A 16506-nucleotide genomic window follows, 5' to 3' on the forward strand; every position below is an offset into this window, starting at 1 on the left:
GCTAAAGCGCCTGCGGGGTCTCACCTGTCCCGCTGCTCCCGCAGGAGTCTCGCGCCTTCCACTCCAATCAACATTGTGCTCAAAATCAACAATGTCCTTTAATACAGCCTTTAAATAAGCGTTTTCAAGGAAAATATATTTCCGAAGGGGCCAACCGCCCCTTTTTGTTAGTCGAAAAAGAAGAATTCGAACAGGCTGATACCGATTAATAATTCCTATATTATATAATAATGAGAGCGTTTACATATCCATGCTTTAAAATATAGAAATGTGCGTATTTCTTCTTGCATAAATCAATTAAACGTGTATACTTGTGACTGAAAGCGGACAACATTCGTAAAAGAGATTTCTTAGGAGGATTACAAATGGTAGCCGAAAATGGTACAAAAAAGACTAATCAAGTGGAAAAAAATGATGTGTTGAAATCAACACAAACAGTTATTCATAAAGCGCTTGAGAAGTTAGGTTATCCTGAAGAGGTATACGAGCTCTTGAAAGAGCCGTTACGTATGATGACAGTAAAAATTCCAGTTAAAATGGATGACGGATCGACAAAAATATTTACTGGATACCGAGCACAGCATAATGATGCAGTAGGACCGACAAAGGGCGGCATTCGTTTTCATCCTGGTGTGACGGAAACAGAAGTGAAAGCCCTTTCGATTTGGATGAGCTTGAAATGCGGCATTGTTGATCTTCCATACGGCGGTGGTAAGGGCGGTATCGTTTGTGATCCGCGTGATATGTCCTTTAGGGAGCTTGAAAGATTAAGCCGTGGATATGTTAGGGCAATCAGCCAAATTGTTGGGCCAACGAAAGATATTCCTGCCCCAGACGTTTTTACAAATTCTCAAATAATGGCTTGGATGATGGATGAATATAGCCGAATCGATGAATTCAATTCTCCAGGATTTATTACAGGTAAACCGCTTGTACTTGGCGGTTCACATGGGCGTGAATCGGCAACAGCAAAAGGTGTAACAATCTGTATCCGCGAAGCAGCTAAAAAGAAAGGCATTCAAATTGAGGGTGCAAGGGTTGTTGTTCAAGGTTTCGGTAACGCAGGCAGCTTTTTGTCCAAGTTCATGCATGATGCCGGTGCAAAAGTTATCGGTATTTCTGATGCCTATGGCGCTTTATACGATCCAAACGGTTTAGATATTGATTATCTTTTAGATAGACGTGACAGCTTTGGAACAGTCACTAAATTATTTAATAACACCATTACGAACAAAGAACTGCTAGAACTCGAATGTGATATCCTTGTTCCAGCTGCCATTGAAAATCAAATTACAGCTGAAAATGCTCATGACATTCGTGCGGCCATTGTTGTTGAAGCCGCAAATGGACCAACAACATTAGAAGCAACAGAGATTTTAACAGAGCGAGGTATTTTACTTGTACCTGATGTTCTGGCATCAGCTGGCGGAGTAACAGTTTCCTATTTTGAATGGGTTCAAAATAACCAAGGGTACTATTGGTCAGAGGAAGAAGTAGAAGAAAAGCTTGAAAAAATATTGGTTAAATCTTTTAAAAATATTTATGACACTGCCCAAACACGCCGTGTCGATATGCGCTTAGCCGCCTATATGGTCGGGGTAAGAAAAATGGCTGAAGCGAGTCGTTTTAGAGGCTGGATTTAAGTTTATACATTGAAATATCGCAAAAAAACTCCTATCATAGACGATAGGAGTTTTTTCATTGTTCTTAAGGAGTGTAAGGATTATGCAAATAGAAGATATCATCATTGTTGGAGGAGGCCCTTGTGGTTTAGCTGCGGCAATTTCATTACAAGAAATGGGGAAAAGGCCATTAATAATTGAAAAGGGTAATCTGGTAAATTCAATCTATCATTATCCGACACATCAAACATTTTTTAGTACAAGTGAAAAATTAGAAATTGGCGAGGTGCCCTTTATAACAGATAGCTATAAGCCGAAAAGAAACCAGGCTCTCGTCTATTATCGAGAGGTAGCTAAACGAAAGCAGCTGCGGATTAACGCATTTGAAAGAGTCACTAAAGTATCTAAGCAGGATGATTTTTTTCAAATAGATACGGATAAACAAAGCTATAATGCCCGTTATGTGATTATAGCCACGGGTTATTATGATCACCCAAATTACTTGAATGTACCAGGGGAGAACCTGCCAAAGGTTTTTCATTATTTCAAAGAGGCCCATCCATATTTTGATAAAGATGTCTGTGTCATTGGCGGAAAAAACTCCAGTGTTGATGCCGCTCTAGAGCTTGTAAAGGCCGGTGCGCGCGTTACTGTTTTGTATCGCGGCAAGGAATATTCCCCCAGCATCAAACCTTGGATTCTGCCGGAATTCGAAGCCTTAGTACGAGCTGGTACGATTTTAATGGAATTTAATGCAAACGTTAAAGAAATAACCGAGAATCAGGTCATTTATAGTAAGGATGGAGAACAAAAGACGATTACAAATGATTTTGTGTTTGCGATGATAGGGTATCATCCAGACCATCAATTTCTAAAAACAATGGGTGTGAAAATTGATTCGGAATCAGGAAGACCGCTTTTTAATCCAGAAACAATGGAAACGAATATTGATGGTATCTATATCGCCGGGGTTCTTGCGGCAGGAAACAATGCAAATGAAATTTTTATTGAAAATGGCAGGTTCCATGGCGGACAAATTGCCCGTTCCATTATCGAAAAAGAAACCAAAGGGTGATAACGAATGAAAAAAGTTGTTTTATTAACAACAGGCGGTACAATAGCTAGCAAACCAAATGCAGAATCAGGTAAATTAGCTTCGGGCGCGTTAACGGGTGAAGAACTGGCGGCGATGTGTAATATACCGAAAGACATGGAAGTGATTGTTGAATCCGTCTTTCAAAAAGCAAGTATTCATATTACATTTGAAGATTTAGTTGTCCTAAAAAATAAAATTGAGGCATATTTTAAGGATGATGCGGTTTCTGGTGTAGTTGTCACTCACGGAACTGATACTATGGAGGAAACTGCCTATTTTCTTGATTTAACGATTAATGACTACAGACCAGTAGTTGTTACAGGCTCACAGCGCTCCCCCGAGGATTTGGGAAGCGATGTCTACATTAATTTGCAGCACGCTATTTATGCAGCATGTTCAAGTGATTTACATGATGCCGGGACCGTTGTCGTTTTTAATGAACGAATATTTGCGGCAAGATATGTGAAAAAAGAACATGCTTCTAATATTCAAGGCTTTAGCGTGTTTGGATTTGGCTATCTCGGTATTATTGACAATGACCAGGTCCAGATTTTTCAGAAACCAATTAAAAGAGAATTTTATGACATTCAATCACCAATTCCACAAGTCGAAATCATCAAGTGCTATATTGGGGCGGATGGGAAATTTGTTAAGGCTGCCCGGGAGGCCGGTGTAGGCGGGATTGTCCTCGAAGGTGTGGGTCGTGGACAGGTGGCTCCTATGATGATGGAAGAAATCGTAAAAGCAATTGAGGCAGGGATTAAGCTGGTCATCACCACAAGTGCAGAAGAGGGCTCTGTTTACACAACCTATGATTATGATGGCAGTGCCTATGATCTTTATAACAAAGGGGTAATCCTCGGCAGCGACAATGACTCTAAAAAAGCTCGAATCAAATTAGCTGTCGCGCTAGCAAGCGGCTTGGAGCATATTCATTTTTAACTCTTAGGATTTATGAGTAAGCAATATGGAATGAATCTTTTATTTAATTTATATTGGTTACATGATACGATGAAGAAAATCGATGTGAAAAGAGGTTCATCATGCTGGGAATATTATCTGCCGGAGTTGCCCCTGGTCTGGCCCTATTGAGTTACTTTTATTTAAAAGATGAATATGAGCCAGAGCCAGTTTCCTTTGTTCTTCGGACCTTTTTATACGGAGCTTTATTGGTGTTTCCAATCATGTTTATCCAGCATGTGCTTGAATCAGAGCATTTGGTGAAATCTCATCTTATCGATGCTTATCTTAGCTCAAGTCTTCTTGAAGAATTTTTTAAATGGTTCATCCTGTTTTATGCAGTATACCAGCATGTTGAGTTCGATGAACCATTTGATGGCATAGTCTATGGAGTGGCCGTATCCCTTGGTTTTGCTACGATTGAAAATATCTTTTATTTACTGGCAAATGGGATAGAGCATGCGATGACGCGTGCTTTATTACCTGTTTCAAGCCATGCCCTGTTTGGAGTTATTATGGGCTTTTATATTGGAAAAGCAAAGTTTACTGAAGGGCATAAAGCTAAATGGGTCGTCCTCTCGCTGCTTTTGCCATTCCTTCTGCATGGATCGTATGATTTTATTTTGATTTCGCTTGAACATTGGGTGTTTATTATTTTTCCATTTATGATTTTCCTTTGGTGGTTTGGCTTAAGAAAGGTGAAAAAAGCAAAAATATTGAGCGCCAATCATTTTAAAAAACGATATCCCGTTCAAAAAACCCTTCATTCCTGATGAAGGGTTTTTTGATTTATTCTATTTTTTTGGAATAAAAACACCAATCTAACAAAAAATAGGGTTACTGCAAAAAAGATTTACATTGGGGGTTATTATTCTATGTTAAAGAAAAAAATCCTAAAAAAATTCTTCATAGTAACTTTTTTTCTTACATTGCCATTATCCTGTTTGGAAAATAATGAGGTCCATGCTTTTTCCAAACAAGTAATCCAAAAAGGAGCTGTTGGCGACGATGTCATTGAACTACAATCCAGGCTTCAATATATTGGCTATTATAATGGGAAAATTGATGGAGTTTTTGGTTGGGGTACGTATTGGGCATTAAGAAACTTTCAATACGAATTTGGACTGCCAATTGATGGATTGGCAGGGGCAACAACAAAGGCAAAACTTGTTAAGGCCAGCAAATACAATGAGCAGTTTGTAAAAAAACAAATCAACTCCGGGAAAAAATTTACCCATTACGGCGGTGTTGATCAAAGCAAGCAAAGTGCACCCGGCACCAAAGCGCCGGCAGCTAAAAAACCAGCAGCGAAAGCACCGGCAGCCAAAGCACCAGCAGCTAAAAAACCAGCCGCCAAAGCGCCTGCGAAGCAAGCAGCGCCGAAAAAACCAACTGCAGCTAACGTTCCAAATGGATATTCGCAAAATGATATCACCTTAATGGCGAATGCTGTTCACGGTGAATCAAGAGGTGAACCATATATCGGTCAAGTGGCCGTTGCTGCTGTTATCCTGAACCGAGTAAATAGTGCTTCGTTTCCTAATACAGTATCTGGCGTCATATTTGAGCCGGGAGCATTCACTGCAGTAGCAGATGGGCAAATTTGGCTGACTCCAAATGAAACTTCTAAGAAAGCGGTTTTGGATGCGATTAATGGCTGGGATCCAACTGGTGCGGCCCTTTATTATTTTAATCCAGCTACAGCAACAAGCGGTTGGATATGGGGAAGGCCGCAAATAAAACGAATCGGGCAGCATATTTTTTGCAAGTAGAGAGGTGAATAGAATTGATTAGAGGTATATTAATAGGTATTTTAGCGGTGGGTGTCGCGGGAACAGCCTACTGGGGCTATCAGGAACATCAGGAGAAAAACGCAGTTCTTTTAAATGCAGAAAACAATTATCAACGGGCGTTTCATAATCTTTCTTATCGAATGGATTTATTACACGATAAAATTGGAACAACACTTGCCATGAACTCCAGACATTCGTTATCTCCATCATTAGTTGAGGTATGGAGACTAACCTCGCAGGCCCATGGGGACGTTGGGCAGCTGCCGTTAACACTATTACCATTTAACAAAACCGAAGAATTTCTCGCGAATATTGGAAACTTCAGTTATCGGACGGCTGTCAGGGATTTGGACAAGGAACCATTATCAGCAAAGGAGTATAGCACATTACAAACGCTCTATAAACAGTCTGGTGATATCCAGGGCGAACTCAGAAATGTGCAGCACATGGTTCTGAAAAATAATCTGCGCTGGATGGATGTTGAGCTTGCGCTTGCATCTGGAAAAGAATCCACTGACAATACCATCATTGACGGCTTCAAAACAGTTGAAAAAACAGTATCAGGGTATAAAGAATCTGATATGGGGCCAACATTTGCTAACATGCAGAAGAAGGATGAAAATTTTAAAAAGATAAAAGGAAAAACCATTTCCCGTCAAGAGGCAATCAAGATAGCTAAAAATTATATGAAGTTTGATGGTAATGCGCAGGTGAAAGTAACCGAAAATGGAAAAGGCGCTGATTACGGTTTTTATAGTGTATCAATAAAAAATAAACAAACGGCCCAAGAAGCTAGCATGGATATTACTAAAAAGGCAGGGCATCCGATTTGGTTTATTAATAACCGGGATATCAAAAAACAAGTTCTCAGTCTAAATGAAGCTGATAATAAGGCAGCGGACTTCTTGAAAGAAACAGGTTTTAAAAATTTAGAGGTGTTTGAAAGTACACAATATGATAATATAGGCGTTTTCAACTTTGTTACGAATATTAATGGGGTTAGAATCTATCCAGAAGCTGTTAAAGTGAAAGTGGCACTAGATAATGGAGATATTGTCGGCCTATCAGCGGAAGAATATTTAAAATCATTACAAACTAGAAAAATTGAAAAACCAGTTCTTTCAGTTGAGCAAGCACGCAGCAAGGTAAATCCAAACTTTAAAGTAATGGAGGATCGGCAAGCATTAATTGTTAATGATTTGAATGAGGAGGTACTCTGTTACGAATTCCTTGGAACAATTGGAAATGACACCTACCGAATATTTATTAATGCCACAAACGGCATTGAAGAAGAGGTTGACAAACTGGAAAATGCCGAGGCGATATATGGCGAAGTCCTTTAAGGAAAAGCAGCTGCTTTTCCTTTTTCTATTCCTTATTCATGGTGAAGCATGGAATAAAACAAATCAATCGCCCCAATAATAAGGATATATTGATGTTGGAGTGAATGCTATGAAACGGGTTGAAAGTGTTTTAATCAAAGTGATTATCATCCAATTTATTTTTCTGTTTTTTGCGCAGCTATTTTTTCATCAACTGGATATCCTCCCGCAAATAAAACAATTAACTAAATATGAAGGAGTCAATGAAAATACTTTTACAGAAATTCTCCAAACTTTTCAAGGAAAATAAAGCAGGTCATTCTGCTTTATTTTTTTGAAGTAAAAAAAAGAAGCTTTTCGTTATCTTATGGTAAAATAAAAAGTAGACAACAAAGGAGACAAACATAGTTGTTTTTAGGAGGATTTATGGAAAAGAAATTATCAATCGCAATTGACGGTCCTGCTGCGGCCGGAAAGAGTACAGTAGCAAAAATTGTCGCGGAAAAGCTTTCCTACATCTATATCGATACGGGGGCAATGTACCGGGCATTAACATATAAAGCAGTCGTTAACGAGCTTAATCTGGAAGAGGAAGCTTCTTTATTTGATACATTATTATCAACTGAAATTAAATTATTGCCCTCTGATAATGGTCAATTAGTATTTCTTGATAATAAAGATGTAACAAAAGAGATCCGTTCTTCAAAAGTAACAAATTCTGTTTCGTATGTGGCAAAGCATCCGTTGATTCGCCAAGAAATGGTCAAAAGACAGCAAGCATTTGCCACTGAAGGCGGTGTGGTAATGGATGGCCGTGATATTGGCACGCATGTCCTGCCAAGGGCAGAAGTAAAGATTTTTTTACTCGCCAGCGTTGATGAAAGAGCAGTCCGCCGGCATACTGAAAATGTACAAAAGGGCTTCCCGTCTGACCTAAATAAATTAAAGGAAGAAATTGCACAAAGAGATAAAATCGATTCAGAGAGAGAAACAGCTCCTTTGAAAAAGGCCGATGATGCAGTTGAAATCGATACAACCTCTTTAACCATTCCTGATGTTGTAGAAAAAATAATGGCTCTTGTGCAAGAAAGGATTGGATTAGGGTGACGTTTTACGGGTTTGCAAAATCAGTTGTTTATGGGATTTTTAAACCATGGTACAGAGTTGAGGCAATTGGCGTTGAAAATTTCCCGAAAGAGGGTGGAGTTCTTCTTTGCTCCAATCATATCAATAATTTTGATCCGATAATTGTCGGAATCATGGCACCTCGGCCTGTTCACTATATGGCAAAGGAAGAGATTTTTCGAGTGCCAGTGTTGGGCGGAATCGTTAGAAAATGTAATGCTTTTCCAGTAAAAAGGGGCTTCGGTGACCGTGAGGCGCTTCGGTCTGGATTAAAGATTTTAAAAGAAGGCAATGTTTTCGGACTTTTTCCCGAGGGGACGAGAAGTAAGACCGGGCAATTAGGGAAAGGACTTTCTGGAGCGGGATTTTTCGCATTACGAACAGATGCGTTGGTTGTTCCTTGTGCCGTTATCGGGCCATATAAAGCCTTTCATAAGTTAAGGGTAGTATACGGAAAACCGATAGCAATGGAGGAAATAAGAAAAAATAAGGCATCTGCTGAACAGGTTACTGATTTAATTATGTCTGAAATTGCTAAACTTATAAAAGAGCATCAATAGGTTCTGCTTGACAAAAGAGCCTATTTGTAAGAAGTTATTAAAAAGGGACTTTTTTCGAATATTCTTTTTTTAAATTTGTTTTTATATTTGGTGAAGGCTCTTGGCTTTGACCAAAGCATATATAGATTATATTTAGATGTAAATGTAAATGTAAATGTAAATGGATTAAGGAGGAATACATATGTCGGAAGAGTTAAATCAAGTTGAAGTGGAAAGCTTTGAAATTGGTGACAAAGTAACTGGACAAGTTACTAAAGTAGAAGAGAAACAGGTGCTCGTGGCTGTTCCAGGCAGTAAACTTGATGGAATTATCCCAATTAGCGAGCTTTCAAGCCTGCACATTGAAAAGGCATCAGATGCAGTTCAAGAAGGTGATGAACTGGAACTAGAAGTATTAAAAGTTGAGGAAGAAGCATTGATTCTTTCGAAAAGAAAAGTAGATGCCGAGAAAGCATGGGAGAACTTAGAACAAAAATTCCAAAGCGGAGAGGTTTTTGAAACCGAAGTAAGAGACGTTGTTAAAGGCGGTCTTGTGGTTGATCTTGGTGTTCGCGGTTTTGTCCCTGCCTCCCTTGTTGAATCCTATTTTGTCGAGGATTTCAGCGATTACAAAGGCCGTAATCTTTCCTTTAAAATCGTTGAACTTGATAAAGAAAAGAACCGCTTAATCCTTTCGCATCGAGCAGTTGTGGAAGAAGAAAAAGGGAAACAAAAACAAAATCGTCTTGGTGCTTTACAAGCAGGCCAGGTAATCGAGGGCACAGTGCAGCGAATTACTGATTTTGGAGCATTTGTTGATATTGGCGGCATCGACGGTCTTGTTCATATTTCTCAATTATCTTATGAGCACGTTGATAAGCCATCAGATGTTGTTCAAGAAGGTCAGCAGGTTCAAGTTAAAGTATTAAGTGTAGACCGTGATAATGAAAGAATTTCTTTATCGATAAAGGAAACACTTCCTGGACCTTGGACAAATATTGCTGAAAAAGCACCGAAAGGAAGTATTTTAGAAGGGACTGTGAAACGGTTAGTCTCATACGGTGCCTTTGTTGAGGTTTTCCCTGGTGTTGAAGGTCTTGTTCATATTTCTCAAATTGCTCACAAGCATATTGGAACACCACATGAGGTTCTTAAAGAGGGACAAGAAGTTAAAGTAAAGGTTTTAGATGCTAATGAGAATGATCAACGGTTATCATTAAGCATAAAAGAACTTCTCGAAAAAGAGGTTGAAGAAAATCTTGATTATGAACTTCCTGAAGAATCAAAAGGCTTCCAGCTTGGTGAAGTCATCGGAGACAAATTAAAGAATCTAAGAAAATAATGGTGATTTTACGTGTCTAGATCTGAACGAAAATGGGACCATATCCGTTTTGCTCTTGAAAATGAGCAAAACGCTGCAACAGTTTTCGATGATATAAAATTTCTTCACCAGAGCCTGCCGAATACCAATGTATTCGACGTGCAATTAGATCATTCAATTGGCGGACTTAATTTAAGTTCGCCAATTTTTATCAATGCAATGACAGGCGGCGGCGGTGAAAAAACTTTTCAGATTAACAAGGAGCTTGCAATTGCGGCTAAAAATACAGGGTTAACTATGGCTGTGGGTTCACAGATGTCTGCTCTAAGGGATAAAACTGAAAGGTATACGTATAGGATAGTCCGAAAGGAGAATCCAAATGGTATTATCATCGCAAATATTGGCAGTGAAGCAAAAACGGAGCATGCGAAAGCTGCAATCGATATGATTGAAGCGAATGCCCTGCAAATCCATTTGAATGTTATACAAGAACTAACCATGCCAGAGGGAGATCGGGATTTTTCTGGTGCCTTAAAAAGAATTGAGGCAATTGTCAATGTAGTAGATGTTCCAGTCATCGTCAAAGAAGTCGGTTTTGGGATGACGAGGGAAACAGTTGAAACCCTTTCATCAGTCGGTGTCACTGCGGTTGATGTTGGCGGATCTGGGGGAACAAATTTTGCAGAAATAGAAAATAAGCGTCGTGAAAAATCCTTCTCGTTTTTTAATAATTGGGGCATATCCACTCCCGTCTCAATCATTGAAGCTGCATCCATTTCTAATCAGGTAACGATTATTGGTTCCGGTGGTTTTTCGACTGGATATGACATTGCCAGGGGGTTAGCATTAGGAGCAAATGCGATTGGAATCGCAGGATATTTCTTGCGAATTCTTGTTGAGAAGGGAATAGTCGCCCTTCAGGAAGAAATCGAAGCCCTTCATAAGGAATTAACGATGATTATGGCAGCATTAGGGGCAAACACAATCTCAGATTTACAAAATGCTCCGTTGATCATCTCTGGTGATACATACCATTGGCTGCACCAAAGAGGAATAGATACAAAACGATATAGCCAGCGTTCAATTAAATAAAAGCTCTCGCACCCGCGAGAACTGGGGCTGTCGAAAAACTTTCGATAGCCTTTTATTTCAATCATTTTCTTTAATGATTCACCGCGTTAATTTGTTTTAATATTATTAATATACGGTCTTTCAACAGGTCTGTTGATTTCCGCTCGAGGCGGCTTCGCTTTCCGCGGGCGTGCCGGGGAGCCTCCTCGGCGCTTAAGCGCCTGCGGGGTCTCCCCTGCCCCGTACTCCCGCAGGAGTCTTCGCCGCCTTCCGCTCCAATCAACAGTGCGGTATGAATAAAGACTTCGACCCAACCAATAAATTATAAAAATTAGTGGTGAAATCAATGTTTAAGCCAAAAGAATCTATCGAAAGTGAATTGGAATTTGTGTCTATTAATGAATTAGTTCCAGCACAACACCTTCTTCTCCTTATTGACAATTATATTTCAGGATATCTTTGATGAAATTGTTCTCCAAGCCATGAATCACAAAATGGTTGAAGGAAGTGTTTTATTTACGAATTAAACTCATTTAAAGGAAAACTCCCATAAAAATAAATCGTAAATATTTTGAGGAATCAAATAAACCTATACAACACACTTAGCAAGGTTAGAAAAGGTGTGTTGCAATACTTTAAGTTGATTTGCCTCCCTGTTGATTGGAGCGGAAATCAACAGGCCCAATTGCAGGAGAATCAATAAAATTGGTATTTTGATTCAGACAAAATAAAAAATTGCCGAGAAAATAACCTTTCTCGACAATCTCAGCTCACTCGCAAGTGCTTTTTTGGTCTTAATTATCTTTTTCCGTCATTTAAACCCCGAGCTTCCTCAGGACTTGAAAGCTTGGTTGCACCAGGATAGTGTAATGCTTGGTCCCGGTGGGATTCTACTCTCCTGCTTGCTTTTAATTTTTTCTCTTGGCGATCTCTTCCCATTATCCACACCTCCTCTTTATAAGATGATTCACAGTGGAAATATTATTCAAGGGAGTATGAAAATACATAAAGAATACCAATAATGTGAATAATAGGAGGTGTATAGAATGGAAGGGATTATGTTTTATTGGATATGCTGGGCGTTCTGGATCTATATGACGTTTATCCTACATAAGCAAAACACATATCGTTTAAAAATGTCGATTATCGTTCTAACCGTAATCACTTTATCGAATTATCATTTCAGCGTTGGCAGTTTTGAATTGCATGCGAGTGGAATATTTTTATTAGTTGTTTCTTATGTATTTTACAGTCAAGAAAAACTAGGTGCTATCTTTTATTTTTTTATCTGTTCATTAATTGTGTCAATTGCCTATGTTACGTTCCATTTGTTCGAGATTTTTGATCCAATTTGGGTTATCTTTAAGAAGGAATGGATGATGGGGATATGCTTTGGCTATCTTGCAATTCTCTTGCAAAAAACCTTAAAAGGACGCTTGTTGATTATCGTAAGCGGCACCATGCAAGGGGAGTTTTTATATGCCTATATCTTAAATAAACTTCAATTTTCCTATTCTGTCGGGGCTTTTGCTTATTTAGATGTTTGTTCTTTAATTGCCGCCTTGCTGGTGGGATGGAGCTTACTAGAAAACGCCGGCTCTATTTTCCAAAATCATGTCCATTTTTTTGAAAAAGGGAAACAAAAATCATCTTAAAATCAGTTCATATTATGGTTTCCGTTGCTAGTTAGGAATAACATTGATAAAATAATATAGTTAGGCCCTTCTAAATGACAGAAGGGTTTCTTTACTTGATAAGAACTTTAATGGAATAATGCTAACATAACAATATGTTTGTGTAATATATAAGAGAAAGGATGGCGAGTGTAATGGTTAAACCTGTTATTGCCATTGTAGGACGGCCAAACGTTGGGAAATCAACGATTTTTAATCGAATTGTTGGTGAACGAATTTCCATTGTTGAGGATATTCCAGGAGTAACAAGAGATAGGATTTATAGTTCTGGAGAATGGTTGACGCATGACTTTAATGTAATTGATACGGGTGGAATCGATATTGGTGACGAACCGTTTTTAGAGCAAATTCGTCAACAGGCAGAAGTGGCAATTGATGAAGCAGACGTGATTATCTTCTTAACAAATGGACGAGAAGGGGTAACAGCTGCCGATGAAGAGGTAGCGAAAATTTTATATAAGTCTAAAAAACCGATTGTTTTAGGGGTTAATAAAATTGATAACCCAGAAATGCGTGAACAAATTTATGATTTTTATTCCCTAGGTTTTGGGGAGCCAATCCCTGTTTCAGGATCACACGGGCTCGGCCTTGGTGATTTATTGGACGAGGCAGCCAAACACTTCCCAAAAAACAAGCCCATCGATTATGCTGATGATGTGATTAAGTTTTCCTTGATAGGACGGCCAAATGTCGGGAAGTCTTCCCTTGTTAACGCCATTTTAGGTGAAGATCGTGTCATCGTCAGCGATATTGCCGGCACCACACGTGATGCGGTCGATTCTCCGTATACATATAATGGCGATAAATACGTCATTATCGATACAGCCGGAATTAGGAAAAAAGGAAAAGTGTATGAGAGTACGGAAAAATACAGTGTCCTCCGTGCATTACGAGCAATTGAACGTTCAGATGTCGTTCTAGTTGTCATCAATGCAGAGGAAGGTATCATTGAACAGGACAAGAAGATTGCCGGGTATGCCCATGAAGCGGGCAGGGCAATTGTAATCGTGGTCAATAAATGGGATGCGATTGAAAAAGACGAAAAGACGATGAAAGAATTAGAGCAAAAGATTAGAGAACATTTCTTATTCTTGAGTTATGCTCCAATCGTGTTTTTATCAGCTAAAACAAAAAAACGCATTCATACCCTGCTTCCAATGATCAATTCGGCAAGTGAAAATCATTCTATGCGGGTTGAAACAAGTGTGTTAAATGATGTGATAATGGATGCCGTAGCGATGAACCCGACACCAAGTGACAAAGGCAAACGCTTAAAAATTTACTATGCAACACAGGTGGCGGTCAAACCCCCTGCTTTTGTTGTCTTTGTCAATGAACCTGAATTACTGCATTTCTCTTATGAGCGTTTTCTCGAGAATAGAATTAGAGACGCGTTTGGTTTCGAGGGAACCCCTATCAAAATTTATGCGAGAGAAAGAAAATAAAGATAAGGCGGGTGTAATGTAATGCAGGATAAAAAAACAGCAATTGCCGTGGTAGGCGCGGGTAGCTGGGGTACAGCTCTGGCGATGGTGTTAGCCGATAATTCCCATGAAGTCCGTCTCTGGAGCCATAATGAAGACCAGGTGAAGGAAATCAATGAATTTCATTCAAATAAAAAATATCTCCCTGGAATAGTTCTGCCTGAGTTAATCGTTGGTTACGCTTCATTAAGTGATGCTTTAATGGGTGTGGAAACAGTTATTCTAGCAGTTCCTTCTAAAGCGATACGGGAAGTTCTTGGGAAAATGCGTGCTGTACAAGCTGGACCTGTAATAATTGCACATGTGAGCAAGGGGATTGAACCAGATACACTTTTACGGATTACTGAAATGATTAAAGCAGAAATGCCAAAAGAGCTGTTAAAAGATGTTGTCGTCCTTTCAGGTCCAAGCCATGCGGAAGAAGTTAGCTTGAGGCATCCAACGACAGTAACGGTTACCTCGGAAAATATGGAAGCAGCGGAAAAAGTCCAAGATTTATTTATCAACCATAATTTTCGCGTCTATACCAATTCAGATGTCATCGGGGTTGAAATTGGCGGTGCCTTAAAGAATATTATTGCCCTAGCTGCAGGGATAACGGACGGGCTTGGCTATGGTGATAATGCTAAGGCCGCCTTAATGACCCGAGGATTGGCGGAAATAGCACGTCTAGGCACAAAAATGGGGGCAAATCCATTAACCTTCTCCGGATTAACAGGAATTGGCGACTTAATTGTTACTTGTACAAGTGTCCATTCGCGGAACTGGAGAGCAGGAAATATGCTTGGCAAAGGTAAAACGCTGAACGAGGTCCTTGATAATATGGGAATGGTTGTTGAAGGTGTAAGAACAACAAAAGCCGCTTATCAGCTCGCTGCAAAGTATAATGTAAAGATGCCGATCACCTTTGCACTATATGATGTCTTATTTAATGGGAAAGACGCAAAAGATGCGGTAGATGTGTTAATGGCCCGAGGCAAAACCCATGAAATGGAAGATTTAGTAAATGTTCTTGAAGAAAGAAATATGGAAGATTAAAATATAAAGAAATTAGGCGTTCAAATGATGCGCATTATATCTAGATTGCATACAATGCAACGAAGCATCCTAGTAGTATGACGCTGGAGAACGGGTTATTTAGTCCTCATGGCTGAAGTAAAGAATTCGCCCCTCTTTACTTCAGTTTTTTTTAATTGCTATGATATAATAAATTTTTGGAATAAGGGGGGATTATTTTGACACCTGGTATGTTGAAAATGTGGATTTCGATTGCAGGTATGGGGTTTATGTTTCTTGCGATTATGACCATTTATTTAAGCCGGTATAAGCTGAAAGGAGTACTCCGTATTATCACCGCCATTGTTGCCTATTTATTTATGATTGTGGCTGGAATAACGTTACTTATTGTTTTCTTATATTAAATTACATAAATCTAAAGGTGATTTTATGAAAAGTATGAAGCTTTGCTGTTTCATGATGTTAACAGCTATCTTTTTGTCCGGATGTATGTATCCAAAAGAAGAATTAACACATAATCAAATCCCGTATAAAGATCAAATCCAAGCAGTACAAGCGGCAGTGGATGACTTTCAGAAGGATAATGGCGGCATTTTGCCGATAAAAACTAAGGAAGCGGACACACCGATTTATCAAAAATATCCGATTGAATTTAAAAGAATTACTCCGAAGTATATGGCTGAGCCTCCAGGGAATGCGTTTGAAAGCGGAGGGATATTTCAATACGTTCTTGTTGATGTAGAAACGAATCCAACTGTTAAGTTGTTTGATTTAAGGATGACAGAAACAATTCGTGATATAAATTTAAGGATTAGATCAAAAGGATATCCGCCCTATAAAAAACAAATAGCCAAGAATGTTTATTCGCTTGATTTTAAACAACTTGGCTATGAAAGTCCGCCATACGTTGTCAGCCCATTTACCAATCAAAACCTTTCACTTGTTATTACAGGAAATGCTGAGGTATGTGTGGATTATCGCCCCGACCTTTATCAGGAACTTAAGAATTCGGACAAACAGTTTAAACCTGGTGAGGATATTCGCCCTATTTTAGTGAATGACTCCATGTTTGTACCGGCGTATTCACTGCCTTATACAATAGATGCCTTAACGAAGGAGCCTGTATTCTTAGAAGAATAATTTTGTCATAACCCTTTCCCTATGAAATATATTGTAGGAGAGGGTTTTTTTTATTTTGGCTTTGTTAAAAGTGAATGTTGATTTCCGTTCCAGGCGCTTCGCTTTCCGCGGGGCGGGCGGTGAGCCTCCTCGGCGCTAAAGCGCCTGCGGGGTCTCACCTGTCCCGCTGCTCCCGCAGGAGTCTCGCGCCTTCCACTCCAATCAACATTGTGCTCAAATTCAACAATGTGCTTTAACACAGCCTTTATTTTAATAAGGGGGTAAAAATTTTTAATAAAAGTGTCATAAAAAGATAGGACAACGTCATAAATATATACTGTCC

17 protein-coding genes are annotated in these 16506 nt (G+C 39.2%); 16 read left to right on the top strand and 1 reads right to left on the bottom strand.

The annotated features are described in order from the left end of the window. Positions 1–365: 365 nt before the first annotated feature. The 11 genes from ACFVSW_RS23070 (at position 366) to fni (ending at position 10870) form a co-directional block, all read left to right on the top strand. Positions 366–1643, top strand: a complete 1278-nt coding sequence (locus tag ACFVSW_RS23070; RefSeq protein ID WP_387318956.1) for a Glu/Leu/Phe/Val family dehydrogenase — start codon at positions 366–368, stop codon at positions 1641–1643. Positions 1644–1725: 82 nt separating this feature from the next. Further along, positions 1726–2697: a YpdA family putative bacillithiol disulfide reductase gene (locus ACFVSW_RS23075; protein ID WP_387318957.1), complete on the top strand. Its 972-nt coding sequence runs from the start codon at positions 1726–1728 to the stop codon at positions 2695–2697. A gap of 6 nt (positions 2698–2703) precedes the next feature. Continuing rightward, positions 2704–3660, top strand: coding sequence for an asparaginase (locus tag ACFVSW_RS23080; RefSeq protein WP_387318958.1), 957 nt, complete (start codon positions 2704–2706; stop codon positions 3658–3660). Between the two features lie 101 nt (positions 3661–3761). Further along, positions 3762–4451, top strand: coding sequence for a glutamic-type intramembrane protease PrsW (gene prsW, locus ACFVSW_RS23085; protein ID WP_387318959.1), 690 nt, complete (start codon positions 3762–3764; stop codon positions 4449–4451). A gap of 102 nt (positions 4452–4553) precedes the next feature. Further along, a complete protein-coding gene (gene sleB / locus ACFVSW_RS23090; protein ID WP_387318960.1) occupies positions 4554–5450 on the top strand; it encodes a spore cortex-lytic enzyme in 897 nt (298 codons plus the stop codon). 14 nt (positions 5451–5464) lie between these two features. Next, positions 5465–6814 carry a germination protein YpeB gene (gene ypeB, locus ACFVSW_RS23095; RefSeq protein WP_387318961.1) on the top strand — a complete coding sequence of 450 codons (1350 nt, stop codon included), beginning with the start codon at positions 5465–5467 and terminating at the stop codon, positions 6812–6814. Positions 6815–6923: 109 nt separating this feature from the next. Then, positions 6924–7103, top strand: a complete 180-nt coding sequence (locus ACFVSW_RS23100; RefSeq protein WP_387318962.1) for a YpfB family protein — start codon at positions 6924–6926, stop codon at positions 7101–7103. Positions 7104–7219: 116 nt separating this feature from the next. Beyond that, complete coding sequence (cmk, locus tag ACFVSW_RS23105) at positions 7220–7900, top strand: (d)CMP kinase (RefSeq protein ID WP_387318963.1); 681 nt, start codon at positions 7220–7222, stop codon at positions 7898–7900. After that, a complete protein-coding gene (locus ACFVSW_RS23110; protein WP_387318964.1) occupies positions 7897–8478 on the top strand; it encodes a lysophospholipid acyltransferase family protein in 582 nt (193 codons plus the stop codon). The genes cmk and ACFVSW_RS23110 overlap by 4 nt, the downstream gene beginning before the upstream one ends. Before the next feature lie 181 nt (positions 8479–8659). Further along, positions 8660–9799 (top strand): 30S ribosomal protein S1, encoded by a 1140-nt coding sequence (rpsA, locus tag ACFVSW_RS23115; protein ID WP_387318965.1) that lies wholly within the window; start codon positions 8660–8662, stop codon positions 9797–9799. Positions 9800–9811: 12 nt separating this feature from the next. Next, positions 9812–10870 carry a type 2 isopentenyl-diphosphate Delta-isomerase gene (fni, locus tag ACFVSW_RS23120; protein ID WP_387318966.1) on the top strand — a complete coding sequence of 353 codons (1059 nt, stop codon included), beginning with the start codon at positions 9812–9814 and terminating at the stop codon, positions 10868–10870. Positions 10871–11647: 777 nt separating this feature from the next. Here the strand turns inward: fni and ACFVSW_RS23125 are convergent. Further along, positions 11648–11788, bottom strand: a complete 141-nt coding sequence (locus tag ACFVSW_RS23125; protein ID WP_387318967.1) for a YpzI family protein — start codon at positions 11786–11788, stop codon at positions 11648–11650. 107 nt (positions 11789–11895) lie between these two features. On the opposite strand from ACFVSW_RS23125, the gene ACFVSW_RS23130 reads away from it, so the two are divergent. From ACFVSW_RS23130 to ACFVSW_RS23150, 5 genes are all read left to right on the top strand, one after another. Continuing rightward, positions 11896–12504, top strand: coding sequence for a YphA family membrane protein (locus tag ACFVSW_RS23130; RefSeq protein WP_387318968.1), 609 nt, complete (start codon positions 11896–11898; stop codon positions 12502–12504). A gap of 173 nt (positions 12505–12677) precedes the next feature. Continuing rightward, positions 12678–13988 (top strand): ribosome biogenesis GTPase Der, encoded by a 1311-nt coding sequence (der, locus tag ACFVSW_RS23135; RefSeq protein WP_387318969.1) that lies wholly within the window; start codon positions 12678–12680, stop codon positions 13986–13988. Between the two features lie 21 nt (positions 13989–14009). Then, positions 14010–15065, top strand: coding sequence for an NAD(P)H-dependent glycerol-3-phosphate dehydrogenase (locus ACFVSW_RS23140; protein WP_387318970.1), 1056 nt, complete (start codon positions 14010–14012; stop codon positions 15063–15065). 197 nt (positions 15066–15262) lie between these two features. Beyond that, positions 15263–15448 (top strand): DUF2768 domain-containing protein, encoded by a 186-nt coding sequence (locus ACFVSW_RS23145; protein WP_387318971.1) that lies wholly within the window; start codon positions 15263–15265, stop codon positions 15446–15448. 25 nt (positions 15449–15473) lie between these two features. After that, the gene (locus ACFVSW_RS23150; RefSeq protein ID WP_387318972.1) at positions 15474–16184 is read left to right on the top strand and encodes a hypothetical protein; all 711 of its coding nucleotides are present in this window, start codon (positions 15474–15476) and stop codon (positions 16182–16184) included. The last annotated feature ends 322 nt before the right edge of the window (positions 16185–16506 follow it).

It is taken from the genome of Neobacillus sp. NPDC058068 (assembly GCF_042885335.1).
In the GTDB taxonomy this organism is placed as follows: Bacteria; Bacillota; Bacilli; order Bacillales; family Cytobacillaceae; genus Neobacillus.